The sequence below is a fragment of the Allohahella marinimesophila genome (genome assembly GCF_039538005.1).
Classification (GTDB): domain Bacteria; phylum Pseudomonadota; class Gammaproteobacteria; order Pseudomonadales; family Oleiphilaceae; genus Allohahella; species Allohahella marinimesophila.
Genome location: NZ_BAABBO010000011.1, coordinates 220,219 through 238,990, shown reverse-complemented (window position 1 = coordinate 238,990; position 18,772 = coordinate 220,219). Strand labels below are relative to the sequence as shown.

The window sequence follows — 18,772 nt, the reverse complement described above, 5'->3', positions numbered from 1 at the left end:
TGCTGAAAAATAAATTTTTATCCCCAAACGGCCTAGTCCTAAGAAATTCCTGCGATTTAATACGTTAATAATCAAAGCTCCGTTTTTTATTGGCCCTGAAATTGCTTTTCTGGAAATAATTACAAAAGTTGCCCAAAAAATTACAAAATATATCGATATTTCACAATTTGTAACATATTGTTAACGACTACGTCGCAGTCTTACTCAGGCTGGGGCCAGACAGACCTGCGGTACTGAGGCCAAAAAAATTCAAAAATGCCCGGTTTCGCAGATCGAGGATGTCGTTGTAGCAGTTCCTAGGTCCTATGCCTTCGAGCCAGCCGGTTCGTTGCCTTGCAAACAGTCGAAGGGGAAGAATATGGATATCAGCATTTTTGGTTTAGGTTATGTAGGCGCAGTGTGCAGCGCATGCCTGGCACACAGCGGACACAGAATCATTGGCGTCGATGTGAGTCAGCTGAAGGTCGATCTGGTCAATAATGGGCGCTCCCCTATCGTTGAGCTCGGCCTCGGCGAAATGATAGCCGAGGGCGTCGAGAACGGTCGCTTGAGGGCGTCTACCGACGTCAGAAATGCGGTGCTCGAGACCTCCGTCAGTTTTATCTGTGTTGGCACACCCAGTAATCCAAACGGCAGCCTCGCCACGCATTATCTCGAGGCCGTATGCCGAGACATCGCAGAAGTGCTGGCTGAAAAAGACGGCTATCACCTTGTTGTTATCCGCAGCACTGTGTTACCTGGCACGGTGATGGACCTGGTACTGCCTATTCTCGAGCAGTATTCCGGCAAAAAAGCAGGCCCGGATTTTGGTCTGGCCATGAACCCCGAATTCCTTCGCGAAAGCACTGCCATCGAAGATTTTTACGAGCCGGAAATCACTGTCCTCGGAGAGTTTGACCAGCGCTCTGGTGACCTGCTTGAAAGCATTTATGGTTTCCTCGATACGCCGATCATCCGAAAGTCCATTTCAGTCGCAGAGATGATCAAATATACCTGCAATGCCTGGCACGCTACCAAGGTGGCCTTCGCCAATGAAATCGGCAGTGTCGCGAAAAAGCTGGGTGTCGATGGTCGAGAGGTCATGACAGTGGTCTGTCAGGACAAGAAACTAAACATTTCTCCCTACTACATGCGTCCAGGCTTCGCATTTGGTGGCTCATGTCTGCCCAAGGACGTTCGTGCGCTAACGTATCTCGGCCGAAACAGGGACCTGAAACTGCCGCTACTGGAGTCGCTGTTACCCAGCAATAGCTCACATATCAGCTCTGGCTTCAATATCATCGAAGGTACAGGCAAACGTCGCATCGGCGTGCTCGGCATCAGTTTCAAGGCTGGCACTGACGACCTGCGTGAAAGTCCGGTCGTGGAGCTTGTGGAAATGCTGTTCGGCAAAGGCTACGAGATCAAGATCTACGACAAGAACGTGGACTACGCTCGGGTTCACGGCGCCAACAAGGAATATATCGAAACGCGAATTCCCCACGTGTCCAATATGCTCATGGCAAGCATACAGGAAGTTGTGGATGGTTCGGACGTGATCGTACTCGGTAATGCCAGCGAAGAGTTCAGGGCCGTTGCAGACTCTATGGATGTCAGCAAGCAGGTGATTGACCTGGTCGGCTTCATGACCAAGGTCAGCTGCAGCCAGAAGCTCGGGATATGTTGGTAGAGGTTCGACGGACGCGATACTGAGCAGATCGGATCCCTCATGGAACTCACCTCTCCTCGCCCACCGGCCAGGTGTCGTGCTCTGGCAGTTCAGCTGTTTGGCTGGGGCTGCCTCTTCGGCACGATACTCCTGCTGGCGGCTGCCGTTGACCCTGCCTATGTCGACTCGAACTCGAGCAAGTTCATTTTTCTGCTCGGGGTCATCGGTGTCTGGCGATATGGGAATGCCATTACTCACTACGTGAGGGCGCTCATATTTCTGCATATCACGTTCCCCCGTTTTCGCAGGCGGACTGACGCCCTCGGAGACGATGCACTGCCCTCCGAATTCTACATGGTGGTCACAAGCTTCCGCATACCTGTCCACACCACTCACGACGTTTATCGGTCCGTGTTCGAAGAGTGTGTCGGTATTCCACGGCCCATCACGATTATTGCCTCAATCGTGGAACGTGGAGACGAGCGGCTTATCGAGGATATCTTTCGCAGCGTCGCCGCAGGCCATGATCATCTGACACTCAAGTTCGTTCGCGCACGGGGTACGGGCAAGCGTGATGGTCTTGCCCACGCGTTCCGGGCATTGTCTCGCTGTATGCCTGCTGCGGATGCTGTGGTTGGTGTGGTCGATGGCGATACCCGAATGGAACCCGGGTGCATCGTCAAGGCTGTCAGTTGCTTTGCCCGGCTACCAAACGTAGGTGGCCTGACTACCAATGAATTCTGCGAAGTTGAAGGCAGTAGCGTCATGAGGCAATGGCATTCGATGCGATTTGCTCAGCGCCATATCAACATGTGCAGTATGGCGCTGTCACATCGCGTCCTGACAATGACCGGCAGGTTGTCCTTTTTCAGGTCAGCAGTGCTCACACATCCCGACTTCATCAAGGACGTCGAAGCCGATTTCCTGGAGCACTGGCGCCTGGGACGCTTCCAGTTTCTGACTGGTGACGACAAGTCATCCTGGTTCAGCCTCATGTGTCAGGGCTGGGACACATTCTACGTCCCCGACAGTCTCACATTGACGATCGAGCACCCGCCCAGTGACAGTTTCTTCGAGGCTTCACGCCAGTTGATGTACCGCTGGTACGGTAACTCCCTGCGCCAGAATTTTCGCGCGACACGCGCTCTCGGCTTGCGCCGGCTCGGGCTGTTCACCAGCTATGTGCTCTATGACCAGCGTCTGTCGATGTGGACCTGCCTGCTTGGCCTGACGGTGAGCGTGACAGGCGGACTGCTGTATTCGATTCAGTTTCTACTCGTGTATCTCCTCTGGGTCGCGATTTCGCGCACGATTGTCGCCTTGTTGTTCGTCTTTTCAGGACACCCGGTCGAACCGATTTACCCGCTGATGCTCTATTACAACCAGATCGTCGGCTCCGCGATGAAGATCTATTCAATGTTTCATCTTGATCAGCAGAGCTGGACCAGGCAGAAAACGACGCTGAACAAGTCGACAGTCAGTTTCGATGCGCGCCTGAACAAGGTGTCTTCGAAGGCAATGCTGCTGTCGTCTTTTTCAATTTTTGCAGGTGCAGTTGCCCTGTTACTCGACATTTCAATTCAAGCGACATGAGGTGGCAGACATGGCTACACCAATAACAGAGGCGAAGCTCAACGTGGTGCACGAAGCCATCGACGAGCGTCAGCACGTGAGAACCAGATTGCCGGCCAGTGTGCTGCTCAGCAGCCAGGGGCAGACAATCGAATGCAAGCTGGTGGACCTTTCACTCGGGGGCATGGCCCTGGACTGCGGAACTGGCGAATCCTCTTCCGCTTCGAATGTGGCACCCATGATGACTCAGGGCGCGCTCGTCAAACTCACCCTGCGGCTGGACCTGAGCCATTGCAGCCTGAACCTGCAAGTCGGGGGCAAGGTTATCGAGCACGGCAAGCAATTGCTTCGCATCGCTTTCGTCGATCTGGACAGACAAAAGTCGGACACCCTCAAATACCTCCTGTCGTCATGGCTATCAGGAGATTTCGTCAGCATAGACGGCGTCCTGAATGTCATGCAGCGCGAAAACCATATCAAACAGCGAAAGACGAAAGTCGAACTCGAGCGCCGGTTTGGCGAACGTGTACGCGCAGTCGTTGGCACCATGCTCTATCTCGCCATCGCCCTATCAGTTCTGTCCATACTGTTCTGGAAACTGTTTCTCTATTTCTTCCAGACAGACGCACTGGCTGCCCATGTCGATAGCTCAGCCTACGTGATGAGCATGCCAGCCAATGGACAGGTGAATTTTCTGATCGACCCTGGCGTCACTGAAGTCACGACCGGCGAACCTCTTGCCGTCGTATCGACCCAGCTCGACACAGCTTTCAACACTGCTGAAGATCTGCAGACACTCAACGAGTTGTCCGGTGAAAATCTACAAACGCTGCTTGGAAAAGCGTTTATTGAAACGACGATCAGCAGCCCGTGTGACTGTCTCGTCTACTTCCCGGAAGCACCGATGGATCGCTTTGCCTACAAGGAGCAGCCGCTCATCCACTTGCTTCCGAAGGATCAGGCCCCTTACGTCAACGCCACTTTCGGATTCGACCAGCTGGCCCGTCTGCAGCAGGTCGACCACATAGGCCTGTCGTTGTTCAATTCAGACATCTCCAGATCAGGCGAGGTTATCAGCACCCACGTTGATCAGGTGGAAGGCACCGTCAAGCTTCGCATTCGCCCTGAACCAGCCCTGACAGCAGACGAATATCTGCAACCTGTGGATGTCAAGATACTCGCTGGTGTGCCCTTCTACGAATTTTTCAGCAGGCTAGGTAAGCAGGTCTCTGCAACCATGGATGGAGTGAATCAGTAATGGCCCGGCGTCTCGCACCTCGCCAATCTGCACGCCTGGTCCTTATGCTGGCAGTGCTCTCGGCGCCGGCATCCGCAGGGCTACCAGCCTTGCGTGACGCCCTCGCGCAGGATCGGGAGTATCTGCGGGCAGACACTAGCGAGAGCAAGGCTGCCATGCAGGAGCTGACGACGCTGGCAGAATTTGGCCTGGCGGAGGCTCATGTGATGCTGGCCGCCGAGTACGCCAGACGGAACACCTGGCAGGATCTGGAAGCGGCTTCAACGCATTACCAGCTGGCATTCGAGGGAGGCTATTCGCTCGCACTCGGAGACTACGCCCGCATGCTGATGAAACGGCCTGCGATGATCGAGACCAAGGCCGCCTGGTTCAAAAGCGCGCTACCTCAATACCCCTGGTTTGCATCTTTCTCCAGCGTTCGCAATACGCTCGACGTTTACGCGACTTTCCCGGAGCCATTTTCCGAGCAAGCTGTAGACCGACTCCATGATCTATATATGCGGGGCTGTCTCGAAGACTGCCAGGGCGACTACTATCGCGGCCTCATTGCCGATCGCCGGAACCTGCTCGACGAGGCTGAGCAGGCCTACGCCAGCGCTGCCCAACAAAGTCTGCGAGGCCTCAGTGCCTACTTCGAGTTCCTTGGCCGAAGTGAAGGTCTCAAGGAGCGCTTCGAAAGCTTCGTGCAAGAGCTCGAACCAGAGGCCGAAACCCTGCCATCGGAGGTGGTCGCCGGCATTGGGCAGCGGCTCCAGACTTTGAACGAAAGCTTCAGCCCTCTGGTGGTGCAGTGGCTCGATCGAGCCATTGCCATGGGCGAAAGTGAGGCATTGCTGAGCAGGATCGAATACATGCTCGCCCTCCCCGAGGCATTCAGCTATGACGACACTGCAGCACTGATTGAACAGGTCAGACAGACCCATCCCGTGCGGGCGGATCTGCTCAAGGCCACGCTGATGACTACGCTGGCCTGGAACAGGCTGGATCCGGAAAGTGCGCGTGACCTCCTCGAACAGCTGAAAGCGGCTGGCTCAGATGAGGCATGGGTTGGCATGGGCGACCTCTATAGCATGGGTGGTCTGGATGAGGTGGACCAGTATGCGGCTATCCGGGAATACGAAGCTGTTGCGGCACGCGGCAACGGCGCAGCCTTTCAGAAAATTGCGCAGATTTACCGGCAGGGTCGCTCGATCTGTATCGATCACGCCAGGGCCTTTGCTTACGCGGAATTTGCTCAGCAGTTGGGAGAGGCTAAAGCGTCAGTCTTTATTGCCGAGCTCAGGCCGAAGCTCGATGATGCTGCGGTGGCCTCCCTGGATTCCCTGCGTGCCGAACTGAAAGAGCGATTTCCGTCGAGGCACTTCAGATGAGCGCACGTTCCGCTGTTCATGCCAGTCGATGGCCGATCGTGGTCCGCGCCGCCCTCGTCGCAGCAGGCCTGTTTCTGGTCTCATCGCACAGCCAAGCCAGTGAGTGGGACTATGACAGTCAGATCTCTCTGGATACTGCACTGTCCGACTACGATACCGTACCCACCTTCGACGGAGTCTCCAGCACGGCTCGCTACGAGGCCTTTATCGAATGGGTCTCACCAGACCGTGAACGACCGCTCTGGTCAGCGCGCCTGAGACCCTGGCTCACTTACCGAACCGATCCGGAAGCCCCCTTTCTGGTCGATGAAAATCGCTCCGATGTTTCGACAGATGGCGGCTATGCAGAGCTTCGCGAATTTCTTCTCACCCGACACTTCGTGTTCGGGCGTCCGCACTGGACTGCGTCAGCTGGTCGCCAGCAAGTGGCCGATGATTATGGATTCTGGTGGGACGACAGCCTTGAATCGTTGCGGCTGCAACTCGATGACACGCTCGCGAAAGGTTCGCTGACACTCGGGTCGAAGCAATACCGTTACAACACCAAGGATAATGAGCTGGCACCGTCGCAGGCGGATCTGCTGTTCCTTCTGGGCCACTACCGCTATCAGTTTGCGAATGGACAATGGATCGGTAGCCGACTGATTGTGCAGGATGATTATTCTTCCGCGGACGCCTCCGGGGACGATGCCACGGATCAGGTCGACTTCACCGGTGTCACCGTTGGTCTGGAACTCATGGCAGATCAGCAGAGTCTTGGCCCAACCCTTTATGACTACTACGTCGGAGCGGCAGTGATGACTGGCGAGGCACAGTTGACCCAGCCAGGCGTTACAGATGAGACAGTGGACACCCTTGGCTGGATGGCTTTCGCAGAGCTTGGACAGCGCTTTATTGACTGGCCGTTACGACCAAGAGTGGCCATCCGTGCAGCCGTCACAGACAAGCCCGACGAGCCATTCGAGGGATTTTTCCAGAATGATCTGCAATCATCCCGCTCGGCTCGCATGAGTGACTTCAACAGCGGGCTCGCTGGTGGTTTCTTCGGCGTGCGCATGTCTAATCTGCTGTTCTACGGGGCGCTCGCACAGGCGGCCATCAATGAACGCAATCAGTTGCAATTGTCGTGGTTCAGCCTTCAGCGACGCAGCACAACAATCGATGTCTCTGCGAGTATCGATGCCGGCTACGCCAGTGCTGACGGCGAAGATATTGGCGACATTGTAGAGCTCAGATACTACTGGACGATGTTTCCCAGGGCCATTCGACAGGAATACCTGACGACCAGCCTGCTGGTAACTGCCAGTGTGTTCACCCCAGGTAACGCGCTGACCAGTGATGGCACAGACTCACTCCTGGCAATCGGACTTGATGTCCAATATTAACGAAGGGATGGCGTCGAAATGATATTCACATCAAATATATTCGTCTTTCTCTACCTGCCGCTGTTTTTGGCCCTGTACTACCTCGTCAGGCCATCATGGCGTTCCCACGTCATCGTGCTCGGAAGCTACATGTTCTATGCCTGGTGGCGCCCGGACTTCCTGTTTCTGTTCGTTGGCATCACCTACTGGAATTATCTGTTTGGCCTGAAGATATACGCCCTCCGCGAAACCAACCGGAAGGCGGCATTTCGCTGGCTCACCGTTGGCGTAGTCGGCAATATCGCTACGCTGGGGTATTTCAAGTACGCCAACTTTGGTGCGGAAGTTATCGGCACGGCGATGGCTGAGTTCGGCCTCGATCCCTTCGTGATGGAGAACATCATTCTACCGCTGGGGATCTCGTTCTACGTATTCCAGGCGCTGAGCTATATAGTCGATATCTATCGCAAGGATGCCGAACCGACCGATCGCTTTGTCGATTTCGCAGCCTTTATCTCGCTCTTCCCTCAACTCATAGCTGGCCCAATCCTTCGCTACGAAGCCATTGCCAGCCAGCTCCGGTCGCGAGTTCATTCCTTCGACCTGTTCTCTCTCGGCGCATGCCGATTTATGCTCGGTTTTTCCAAGAAGGTGCTGATAGCGGATTCCCTCGCACCCATCAGCGCTTACTACCTGGCGATCAGTGAGCCCACTATGGCCGAAGCCTGGTTTGGCAGTGCCGTTTCCATACTCCAGCTCTACTTTGACTTCTCGGGATATAGCGACATGGCGATCGGTCTGGGAATGATGATGGGCTTCCGCTTCGCCGAAAACTTCAATCAGCCATTCCTGTGTCAGAGCATGACCGAATTCTGGAAGCGGTGGCACATGACCCTTTCGGGCTTCCTGCGTGACTACGTATTCGTGCCTCTCATCAAGACCGGATGGATGGGTGCCGGAGTAGCTTCCCTGCTCACCATGTTTCTGTCCGGCTTCTGGCATGGCGCGAGCTTCTCGTTCATCTTCTTCGGTCTCTACTTCGGCCTGATCATGTAGAGCGCCATTACAACTGGGTCACCAATATCGAGGCGCCCTACAAGCTCAGTCGCAATGTCCTCGCAGTGGTCATGGTGGTCATGGCAATGCCGCTGTTCAGCACCGGGGACCTCGGCAAATCAATCGAAATTTATGCGGGCGCGCTTGGCCTGAACGGCATTGGGAATATAGACAACTACCTCTACTACACCTCTGCGACCAGCTTTGCTTTCGTGTTCATCGCCCTGGGCTGGATTGTGGTAGCAGGCGTCATCAATAGGCGCTTCTATAGTCTGAAGCCCGAGATGTATTTCATGAAGCACGTCGGCGGCGCTCAGGCAGTCCTGCTCTGGGTAGCTTTCGGTTTGTCGGTGACGAAGCTCGCCGCAAGCAGTTTTTCACCATTTCTGTACTTCCAGTTCTAGGAGAGGACCATGTTTCCAGTCATGCAAAGTGCAAGCAGGATCAACGGCGTTCTTTTTCTGATCATGATGACCGGCATGGTGGTGTATTCGCTACCACAGCTCTGGCGATTCGCCACGACGGAAAAAGACGCAGCCTCACTCTTCCTGAGTGGGGAACTGTCACGGAAATTTGAAAAGGCCTACGACGGGGAATTCTTCGTCAGACAAGCAGCCATCGAAGCCTGGTCAAATCTGAGCTACTGGGCCTTCGAAGAAGGTCATTCCGGCGTCATGATAGGCAAGGAAGGCTGGTTGTTTACCAATCAGGAGTATCTGTTTCCCCAGGATCTCGATGCTGCAGTAGAACGTGAGCTTCGAGCCGTCAGAGAAGCTGCCGAGGCACTCCGACAAAAGGGCAAGCGGCTTGTGTTACTGCCGGTTCCGATGAAGGTCGATGTCTACAGCGACTATAGCCGACACGTGCTGACCCCTAAGACTGAGGCGCTACACGGTGCTTTTCTTGAGGCGCTTACCCGCAACGGCATTGAATTTGCCGATGTCCGGCCAGCCTTTCTTGCCCAGCGACACCAGACGCCGCTGTATCTCAAGAGAGATACGCACTGGACGCCCCAGGGCGCCAGACTGGCCGCCCAGACGCTGGCTGCCAGATTCCCGGACATTGTGGGTAGCACTGTCTTCACTAGCGAAACCATCGGGAAATCCGAGTTCAAAGGCGATCTCACGAACTACATCAAGGTCAGCGAATGGATGGCCCCTGAACTCCTGGCCACGGAGCTGGTCGACCAGTATCAAACGATTGCGGCGAGCGCCACTGAAGATGAAGCGGCTCTGTTCGGCGAGACCGCAGTGGAAGTCGCGTTGGTTGGCTCAAGTTACACGAAAATGGATGAATGGAATCTGGCAGGCTTCGTCAAGGAGGCTATCCGTTCCGATCTCATCACGGTTGCTGTCGAGGCCAAGGGGCCGATAGCGGCCATGGAGGAGTTCTTCGCGGCAGGTCTGCCCGAAGATAATGACCTGAAGACCATCATATGGGAGTTCCCGGTGCGGTCGCTGCTTTCCCAGGAAAACAGCTACGCCAGCTGGCGGGCGACTGTCGACCAACTGCTTTGAACAATCAATTTTCCGAGGTGAATAGTATGCCACGTGTTTCTAGCAAGCCAGCCAACTGGCTTCAGTTCTGTCTGTTCACAATGTTGTCGCTTGTCGGGGTTTCGGCCTCCGCGAAGGATGGCAATGAAGCGCTCTACGATGCGACAGCGCCGGCCGATTCGGCATTCGCTCGCGTTATCAACCTTGCCGACAAGACCGCTTCGGTCAAGTTCGGAGGAAAGACTGCCGTGCAGACGGTCGGTAGTTATCAAGTCAGTGACTATGTGTTTTTCACCGGTGGACAAGCTCAGGTTATCGAAGTCAACGGTGAGCGCCTGGAGCAGCAGTTTCCTAAAAACAGTGCGTGGACCCTCGTGTTCCACGACGGGAAGGTGACGCCCATCGAGGACAAGTATTACCAGGGGCGCAAAAAGGCTCAGGTGGCGTTCTACAATCTCAGCGATCAGCCGCTGGATCTGAAAACAGCTGATGGCAAGCACGCGGTGGTGCCCAATATTTCTCCGATGGCTAACGGCCAGCGGGAAATCAATGAGGTCAAGATTGGCCTCTCTGCCTGGGCGGCTGGCTCAGAAGCAGCTGCGTTCGAGCCAGTCTTCCTGAAAAAGGGACGATCCTACAGCTATGTCATCTACCCGCAGGCAGGGGCCCTCAAGCCACTGGTGGTAGCAGACGCCATTACCAGTCTCGAGTAGCCGGCCCTAAAACTGAGAGATGCTGTGGAGCGCTGAATGTTGAGTTGTCATCAGAACATGCGAGCCTTTTTTAGTCTGGCGATTTTCCTGCTGTGGTCCTCTGGGGCTTCAGCTTCGGATGCCAAGGCTGAGGCACCCTGCGAGGATCTCGAGTGCCTCCTGTGTGACGGCCTCACTGACAGCAGCCACTATCAGGAGGGTGTGATGAAAGCCATGAGTCAAATTGCGCCTGGTCACGATAACTGGCTGTTTCGTTCGGATTTTGACTTGAGTAACGACTTTGGCATTCCTGATGACATGGTGCCTCAGTTCAGACGATTGATCGCTGCTCTGAAGAATCTTGGAATCGAGGTCGCCATGGTCGTGCAACCCACCAGAGGCATGCTTCACGCTGACAAGGTACGGGAGGACAAACGCTATGGCTTCGCTCCCGATCTGGCCCGAATGAAGCTCACCCATTTCCTTGCGCAACTGCAAGAGGCCGGGGCGATCGTGCCCGATGTGACTCGCTTGCTCGACATGCCCAAGACCGAAGACTATTTCTTTCGTCGCGACCATCACTGGACTCCCTTTGGCGCCAGAGTGACGGCAGAACTTACCGTTGAAGCCCTTCTGGCTCACCCGGTTTACGAAGATCTGGCTGAAAAGCAGTTCGTCACGGAGTCCGTTACCAAAATCGCGAAGGATGGCACGATGAACCGTGCACTTCGCCAGATTTGTGGCAACAACTATGGTTTTCAGTATGTGCAGGGTTATCAGACAGTTCCCGCCGCTGAAGACGGCGCAGATGCGCTGTTTGGGGACAGCGGAGACCCTGAGGTCGTGCTGATAGGCACCAGCAACAGCGCCGCCCGAGATGAAGCCTTCAAAAACTACAACTTCGAAGGTTTTCTCAAGCAAGGTCTGTCTGTGGACATGCTCAATTACGCCTTGCCAGGTGCAGGCCAAGACGGCTCACTGCTGAACTACCTGCTGTCCGAAGACTATGATCCGGAAGCACCGCCGAAACTCATCATATGGGAACACCCTGCAAACTGGCGACTGGAAGATCCATTGATGTACAGGGAATTGCTACCAGCCATCGTTGGCGGCTGTGCTCTCAATAAGAAGCTCGTTGAGCCGCTCACAACCGCGTTGCCGGCGATGGCTGCAGGCACTCGTGTCGAGTTGTACGCCAACGCTGGCAGACAACAGAAAGATTTTACCAATCAACAGGGCTTCATCGAATTGAATTTCTCCGATGCCAACATCAGGGATTTTTATGTCATTACCTATTACGACAACGGTATGCGCGACAAGGTCTGGTATCGGCGTTCTGCTGCCGTGAGTGGTGGTCGCTATCTGCTTGAGTTGAGCACTGACGCAACAGTTAGGGGCGCTAATCTGCTTTCTGTCTTCCTCGAGCCGAGTGAACCCTTTGCAACCGACGCCAGCGTGGAGTTCCAGCTATGCGGGTACTGAAGATGACTGGCTTTGGCCTGCTGAGCCTCACTCTCATGACTGCCTGCAGTACGCCACACGCGGATGCCATCGTCGTTGAAGACTGTCCGAAATTGGTACCGGCCCCGTGGACCGGTCCTCTGCTCATTGAAAGCAAATACGATCAAAGCGAAGCGACCAAGACAACCCTGCGCGAACGCTCCGAACAATCAGAAGCGATTCAGGAGCAGGTAACGGATTTTACCAAGGGGCTGGTGAGACTTGGCGATTATGCCATCAATAATTCTGATGACGCCAAGGGAAAGGTAGCACTGACCTGTGTCTCGGGATGGTTGCATGCGTGGGCTACTGAAAACGCGTTGCTGCATGAGGAGGCCACCAAGACCGGAGTCGCCGTACGAAAATGGGCACTGGCCAGCATCGCTTCAGTACTGCTCAAGCTGGAGCAGGTCTTGCCAGGACGGTTACCGGCCGATCCGGCCAGCGATAAGTGGTTACAAGCGATGGCCGATAAGGTTGTGGCAGATTATGACAGGCGCCTCGATCCGGGGTTCAGCTATTTCAATAATCACGATTACTGGGCGGCCTGGGCTGTAGCATCTACTGGCCTGCTGCTGGATAAACGCGACTACCTTACCTGGGCGGACGCAAGATTTCGGCGTGCTTTGAGACAGCTTGAGCTCTCGTCTTCAGGACAGTACGCCTGGCTACCGAACGAAATTGGGCGGGAACACCTCGCAGCCAACTACACACACTACGCCCTTGTGCCTCTCGTCATGCTGGCGGCCGCACTACCGCCTAACGGCTTCGAGCTCAATGAAGCCGATCAGTCCCGACTGGATGCGCTGGTGAATTTTGCAGCTCAGAGCGTGCTGGATCCGGATCAGGTTGGTGGTGTCCTCAAGAAAGACCAAAAGTCGGTACCCGATTACAAACTTGCCTGGCTCATTCCATGGCTACAACTACACCCGACACATAGCCTCGCGAAAGCACTCTATCTGGACCGGGATGGAGATGTCGACGGCTACAGTCAGATCGGCGGAAATCTCGAACCCTGGTTCGGTGAACCGCTGACGGGAAAGCAGTCTGATGTGCGTCTCAAATTGCCAGGAGATCGATCATGACCTGCGTCCGAAGCCCCGCACCTGCAAAACTGGCTGGCCTGATTCTGCTATTGTCCATGCTTATGGCTAGCCAGGTCAGCGCTGTGAACATCAGCCTGGAAAGGCCAGTGGTCGAGCAGCTCTCACGGGCAGAATTTGAGGCAGCAGCAGGTCTTCCGACTGCCTGTTGTGACGACATTACAGAGCTGACGCAGCCCGGTGCTGAAGCCGTGGACGTCGATACAAGATATTCACTGGACACCCTGTTCTCAGCCCAGGCCGGCAGCTGGATCTTTGAATCGCTGGTGCACAATGGGCTCCTTCGAATTGCGAGCAGATACCAGCCGACGCACCCACGAGCCTTGACGCTTCACAAGGGCAACAGCAGTCTAGCCGGCCTCACCCGTAAGTTGCGCAATGCCTCGATACTCGAATTGAAAGGTCAGGATGAAGCAGGACGGCCGATCTATCACCTGCATTACCCGCTCATCATCGGACACAACGCCACCCTGACTGTCGAGAATGCAGTGCTGATGCTCGACGCCAGTGCCGCAGCAGTCATAGTCAACGCAGGCTCATTGTCCGTCATAGATGCAGAAATCACCACGCTGCAGGCAGAACTGAAGGGCGGGACACGATTTCGTCCATTCATTCTTGGCTGGAACGGTAGCCGCACCTATCTGGAGCGCGCCAGGCTGCATCGGCTGGGATACAACGCCTATCTGTCCAGCGGACTGACGCTTGGCCATCACGCCAGCCTGCAAAGGCGTGGCTCCTCCAGCCTGCAGATGGCAGACAGTGTACTCGAGCGGATGGAGGCGGGGCTGACCAGTGACCAGGCCAAGGTCAGGATCAGCACTACGGTCATAGAGGACTCGGCCCGATACGGTATCGACTTCAGTGCAGGCGATCTTCAGCTTGCCAATAGCAGAATCGAGCGGACGCGATACAACGCCGGCGTCAGAATACGAAACGGAGGTCACATTCGCCTGCGCGATAACCTCATAAGCGCCACGCACCGCGATGCGGTACGCATAGAAGGCAGCGTCAGTTCGCTGTCGATCATCAACAATTTTCTGGCAGGGTCAGGCGGGGATGGTATCCGTTTTCAGGAAGTGCGCGCTGATAATGGCCCTTTGATTCTGGAAAAAAACCGAATCAGAAACAGTGCGCGCTCAGGCATCAACAGCCATCACAGCGGGCCTTTGCTCGCCCGGGGCAACGATGTTGTTGGCAATGAGCACTATGCCTTGCGAGCCGTGTTTGCAGAACAGTCCTCCAGTCAGCCGCTATGGCTGCAGGACAACGTCTTTGCCAATAGCGGTGAGGCGAGTATCAGCACCAGCGGCGGCGCCATTCTCGGGCTGTCCGGCAACGAGTTCAGAGCGCGATATGTGGTCCAACCGGTCATCAGAGGTCAACTGGCGACCACACAAACGCAGATACTGAAGTCCAGCAAGACCCCCGATCAAGCCATACAGATCCGGCAAGCAACGTTTCATCCAGCACAGCACCAGAGGGAGTAACTGACATGATTCCAGTAATACTTTCAGGCGGTAACGGTTCAAGACTTTGGCCGCTATCACGTCAAGGCTACCCGAAGCAGTTCCTGCCCTTGGTCGGCGAACAGTCCATGTTCCAGCAGACCATCGGCCGCCTGCCAGACGGCCTGTCGCCGCCAGTCGTGGTGACCAACGAAGCGCATCGCTTTCTTGTTCAGGAACAGCTGCAGTCGATCGGGTGCACACCGCTGCAGATCATTCTCGAGCCGTTTGGCCGTAACACAGCGCCAGCCGTGGCGATGGCAGCGCTCGAAGTTCTGTCCAGCGGACGCGATGACATTATCGCGGTGCTTCCCGCCGACCATTACATCGCTGATCTTCCAGCGTATCATCGGGCGCTGCGAGTGGCGCAGGAAAGAGCAGAGCGCGGAGATCTCGTTCTGTTCGGCATTACGCCCACCGCACCGGAGACCGGCTACGGCTATATCAGAACCGGTGAAGCCGTCGGTACCCAGGCCAGTGTGGTCAGTGAGTTCGTCGAGAAGCCTGATCTGCAGACAGCCATGCAGTATCTTGCGAGCGGTGAGTATTTCTGGAACAGCGGCATGTTCGTGTTCAGCGCTCGACGCTATATCGAAGAGCTGGCTGTCCACTACCCCGAAATGTTCGAAAGTTGCGAACTGGCGTTCGAGGCCAGCGAGTCAGTCGGTGGCTGTCGCCTGCTGCCTGCGGAACAGTTCCGGCATTGTCCGGACGAGTCGATCGACTATGCACTCATGGAAAAAACAGAGACAGCGACTGCAGTAACGCTGAATGCTGGCTGGAGTGATCTTGGTTCATGGTCGAGTCTGTGGGATACAGAAACGCGTGATGCCGACGACAATGTTTTGCTGGGGGATGTAGTCAGCCACGAGTCGACTGCCTGCTATGTGCGCTCGGACCACCGACTGGTCGCGATGGTCGGCGTCCAGGATCTATTCATTGTGGACACCAAAGATGCCGTGCTTGTTGCGCACCGGGACTCGGTTCAGGACGTCAAGACGATCGTCAATCAGCTCAAGGCTGCGAACCGCAGCGAGCACATTGTGCATCGGGAAGTGTTCAGACCCTGGGGAAGCTACCAGACGACAGACCTTGGATCCCGCTTTCAGGTCAAGAATATCAAGGTCAAGCCAGGCGCCAGCCTTTCACTGCAGAAGCATCACCACCGCGCTGAACACTGGATCGTCGTGAGCGGAACCGCAGAGGTGACTCGGGGCTCCGATGTGTTCCTGCTTGGCGAAAACGAGTCGACCTATATCCCGGTAGGTGAAGTACATCGCCTGACTAACCCCGGCATCATTCCGCTGGAAATCATCGAGGTGCAGTCAGGCTCGTACCTTGGTGAAGACGACATCGTTCGGCTCGACGATATATATGGCCGGGCCCCTCAGTCGAGCACACCACTGACGGAAAGACCGGGAAGCCTGGCAGCCAAACCGGCCGTAGCGCCAGCGAAACCCAAGCCCTTACCCGCCGTGGCAGTAGCTGCTCAGGGGTAAAGTCTGGAGAGCTCGCCACCGATTTTGCTATGTGAGGTCAGATATTTGCTGTAGCGACCCATGATGTTCGCTGCAGCCTTATTAGCCGGATTGTTGCTGTGGTACACACGGGCCCAGGTAAAACTGTCGGCTGACGGCTGCTTCTGCGTCGTGGTGAACAGGTGTCGATAGGCAGACTTGTTCAGGAATGCCTCGAGCGCAGAGGTGGCCAGCGAATCCATGATCTGGCTTTGCTGATGATGCACGGTATAACCCAGTTTCGGCAGGTACTCCGACAGCATGGCGAGTGGAGCCAGCGCAAACTGAGTATAATGCAGACCCAGATTGCCGCGGCCTGTCTCGTTAGGCAGGTAATATGTTCCTGTTCTGGAATCCCAGGCAGCATTCTGCATGGCATGGTCAAACACGCGGTACGCATATGGCACGCTGGTGCCGGAACCCGTCGCAGCGCTCACCGATGCGACAGCCCAGGCGCCCCAGTAGTCGTGATTGTTCATCCTGCTGCCTTTGCTGGTGAAGCGGTGCTCGTAATCGGCCACCACCCTTTCAGCAAGACGCTGTAGCCACTGTATAGTCTGCTCGCTCATCTTTAACGCACCGGGCTCTCTGCCCTGTGTCTTGAGGATGGCGGATGCAATGGAGGCGATGGTCCATACTCTGACCGCCTGACCTGTCGGCGTGGAATCTTCAGTCAGCATGGCATTGGCCGACGCCCACTTGTCCAGCCAGACATTCATGCAGTCCAACCCGACCCGACCGGCGGAGGTACCTGCGCGTTGATCATGATAGTCCGCAAAGAACACAATACTGGCGGCGTACTCGCCCAGATAGTCTCGCGTAGCGACAGACAGTGAATCAACCGTACCCAGTGTGGAGCGTGTGGCATCGGAAGTGGAGTATTTGCTGTCAACATCCAGGGCATCCACGAATGGTGTCATGGGTGTTTGCGGGCATGAGGCCGCCAGAGCATGCTGAGCCAGAAACGGCATCGTCATGACGATCGCACCGGCACTTAAAAGGGATTTAAAGGACATTTTTTTATCTCGCAACTTAACAGGCAAACATTGCCTTTCCGCGAGAAATACTAGGCTAAATCCTTGTTTTTTAGGGTCTTATACCGCGTCTTTTTGCAACTGAACGGTAGCAAAAAACGTAGATTGGTGTGCTCAGCGACCAGTCGCTAGACAGCCAGGCATAATTGTGAAAGTAATTAGAAAGGAGCGGTCCGGAGAACGGCCCGATCAGAATGGCAGTGTATTCGCGGTCAGCGCTTCTTCGACAGATTCGGCCGTGGTCTGAAGGCCGAATAAAGTGTTCAGCAAGCCCGCCAGGAAATCAGCCCCTGTCTGAGGCTGGGTGGATCCCAGCGTAGACTGCAGCCATACTTTTCCCGACAGCAGAGGCCTGAGTGCGGCTATGGCATAATCAGTATTTTCACCTCTGTTCCTGGCGTCTGACACAGTCATCAGAAAGCCAGAAAAACTGTCCGGGTCAACCGGAATGACAGTTGGTTCAACATCAGCCTGATCGATGATCCAGGCGCCGACCAGGGTACCCACATCGGTCACAGCACTGCGCCCCCCAAAGTCCCCATGGGACAGGCCAGCCGTCTGCACGGCAGCTTGCGCGGAGCGCCTCCAGAATATCGGCTGAACTCGCCCGGCACACGATGCTTGCAGCTGCTCGGTCTGCGCCACGGGAACAATCGTATCGATATCGTCGTGGGCTGCCAGTACTTTATCTGGCAAACAGCTACAGAGAGTCGTCGTATCAAAAGGCGCGGAGGAGCTGGTGCCCGCCCGGCTGATGGATGCATCGATCCTTCTAATATAAGGCGAGAAGAAGGCGTTGACCTCCTCGCTCGCTGCGGGGACATCCGAGGGCAGCTGCATTGCATAATTTCTGACAGCCTTTAGATCGACGGGCGCAGAAGTCACTGCCACCGCAGTCGGCACCACCGAATCAGGCGCCGCAGCGGCACCATAAAGCGCCATCAGCCCGCCCCAGCTGCCGCCGGTCGTAAACAACTGGCGTCCTGCAAAGGTCGATGCCCGGTCAGCGATGAAATACCAGGGGGCCACTGCGTCACTGACGTCGTTGGCCAGCGCACCGCCAGCATAGAATCGGCCATAGGTCTTGATGACCGCAAAGCCGCTCTCGAGCCATAAATTGACCGAAGCCCTGAGTGAGCCGCCATCGGGTGCGGACGTTTCAGGCGAGTACCGCACGAGATCCTGACCGTTGTAAGCAGGCGCGAAACTGTCAGGATGCTTGCCAGGGCCCAATGCGGCGAACTGCGCGTCGACGCCTTCGCCAGTCCAGTCAATGCCATTATAGGCTTCGTTCAGAATGATGACTGGCGCAAGGGGATCCGTCGAAGGAATATAGAGAAAGTAGCTGTTGGTTTCACCGGCATTGGCAAGAACATACTCGAGTGTCACCGACCCGCCGCCAGCGTTCACGTTCTGGGCCGCGAGCGTAGTGAAATTCCACTGTACCGGCACCCCGGCTTTTTCGAATACTGCCGGGCAACTCGCTGTTCCGGGAACAGGCCCCGGCGAGGGGGTGTTGTCAGACTGATCGACCACTGGCCCTCTGGATGACCCGCCACCGCTGCCGCCCCCACAACCGGCGGCCATGAGAAAGGATGAGACGAGCAGAGCTGGCGCGAACCCGCGCAGGGTCATCAAAAACATCTTTTACCTTTAA

General features: G+C 55.7%; 15 protein-coding genes. 13 read left to right on the top strand and 2 right to left on the bottom strand.

Annotation, left to right across the window (positions count from 1 at the left end; genetic code table 11):
- Positions 1-358 precede the first annotated feature (358 nt).
- The 13 genes from ABD735_RS13285 to ABD735_RS13225 all read left to right on the top strand — a co-directional run bounded on the left by ABD735_RS13285 (position 359) and on the right by ABD735_RS13225 (position 16,063).
- Positions 359-1,669, top strand: coding sequence for a nucleotide sugar dehydrogenase (locus ABD735_RS13285; RefSeq protein ID WP_344807186.1), 1,311 nt, complete (start codon positions 359-361; stop codon positions 1,667-1,669).
- A 39-nt stretch (positions 1,670-1,708) separates the two neighbouring features.
- On the top strand, positions 1,709-3,241 hold the full coding sequence (locus ABD735_RS13280; protein WP_344807184.1) for a glycosyltransferase family 2 protein: 1,533 nt from the start codon (positions 1,709-1,711) through the stop codon (positions 3,239-3,241).
- Positions 3,242-3,251: 10 nt separating this feature from the next.
- The gene (locus ABD735_RS13275; RefSeq protein WP_344807182.1) at positions 3,252-4,478 is read left to right on the top strand and encodes a PilZ domain-containing protein; all 1,227 of its coding nucleotides are present in this window, start codon (positions 3,252-3,254) and stop codon (positions 4,476-4,478) included.
- Positions 4,478-5,848, top strand: coding sequence for an SEL1-like repeat protein (locus ABD735_RS13270; protein ID WP_344807180.1), 1,371 nt, complete (start codon positions 4,478-4,480; stop codon positions 5,846-5,848). Before ABD735_RS13275 ends, ABD735_RS13270 begins: the two co-directional genes overlap by 1 nt.
- The gene (locus tag ABD735_RS13265; protein WP_344807178.1) at positions 5,845-7,233 is read left to right on the top strand and encodes a hypothetical protein; all 1,389 of its coding nucleotides are present in this window, start codon (positions 5,845-5,847) and stop codon (positions 7,231-7,233) included. Before ABD735_RS13270 ends, ABD735_RS13265 begins: the two co-directional genes overlap by 4 nt.
- An 18-nt stretch (positions 7,234-7,251) precedes the next feature.
- The gene (locus ABD735_RS13260) at positions 7,252-8,268 is read left to right on the top strand and encodes an MBOAT family O-acyltransferase (RefSeq protein WP_344807176.1); all 1,017 of its coding nucleotides are present in this window, start codon (positions 7,252-7,254) and stop codon (positions 8,266-8,268) included.
- A gap of 86 nt (positions 8,269-8,354) precedes the next feature.
- The gene (locus tag ABD735_RS13255) at positions 8,355-8,672 is read left to right on the top strand and encodes a hypothetical protein (RefSeq protein WP_344807174.1); all 318 of its coding nucleotides are present in this window, start codon (positions 8,355-8,357) and stop codon (positions 8,670-8,672) included.
- Between the two features lie 9 nt (positions 8,673-8,681).
- On the top strand, positions 8,682-9,785 hold the full coding sequence (locus ABD735_RS13250) for an alginate O-acetyltransferase AlgX-related protein (protein WP_344807172.1): 1,104 nt from the start codon (positions 8,682-8,684) through the stop codon (positions 9,783-9,785).
- Positions 9,786-9,811: 26 nt separating this feature from the next.
- Entirely contained in the window at positions 9,812-10,477 is a 666-nt protein-coding gene (locus ABD735_RS13245) for an alginate O-acetyltransferase AlgF (RefSeq protein ID WP_344807170.1), read from the top strand.
- 36 nt (positions 10,478-10,513) lie between these two features.
- Entirely contained in the window at positions 10,514-11,938 is a 1,425-nt protein-coding gene (locus tag ABD735_RS13240) for an alginate O-acetyltransferase AlgX-related protein (RefSeq protein WP_344807168.1), read from the top strand.
- Positions 11,926-13,041: an alginate lyase family protein gene (locus tag ABD735_RS13235; protein WP_344807166.1), complete on the top strand. Its 1,116-nt coding sequence runs from the start codon at positions 11,926-11,928 to the stop codon at positions 13,039-13,041. Before ABD735_RS13240 ends, ABD735_RS13235 begins: the two co-directional genes overlap by 13 nt.
- On the top strand, positions 13,038-14,546 hold the full coding sequence (locus ABD735_RS13230) for a right-handed parallel beta-helix repeat-containing protein (RefSeq protein ID WP_344807164.1): 1,509 nt from the start codon (positions 13,038-13,040) through the stop codon (positions 14,544-14,546). Before ABD735_RS13235 ends, ABD735_RS13230 begins: the two co-directional genes overlap by 4 nt.
- Before the next feature lie 5 nt (positions 14,547-14,551).
- Complete coding sequence (locus ABD735_RS13225; RefSeq protein ID WP_344807162.1) at positions 14,552-16,063, top strand: mannose-1-phosphate guanylyltransferase/mannose-6-phosphate isomerase; 1,512 nt, start codon at positions 14,552-14,554, stop codon at positions 16,061-16,063.
- On the opposite strand, the gene ABD735_RS13220 is transcribed toward ABD735_RS13225, so the two are convergent.
- Positions 16,054-17,097, bottom strand: coding sequence for an alginate lyase family protein (locus ABD735_RS13220; RefSeq protein WP_344807160.1), 1,044 nt, complete (start codon positions 17,095-17,097; stop codon positions 16,054-16,056). The genes ABD735_RS13225 and ABD735_RS13220 overlap by 10 nt on opposite strands.
- A gap of 207 nt (positions 17,098-17,304) precedes the next feature.
- Positions 17,305-18,759 (bottom strand): alpha/beta hydrolase family protein, encoded by a 1,455-nt coding sequence (locus tag ABD735_RS13215; protein ID WP_344807158.1) that lies wholly within the window; start codon positions 18,757-18,759, stop codon positions 17,305-17,307.
- Positions 18,760-18,772 lie beyond the last annotated feature (13 nt).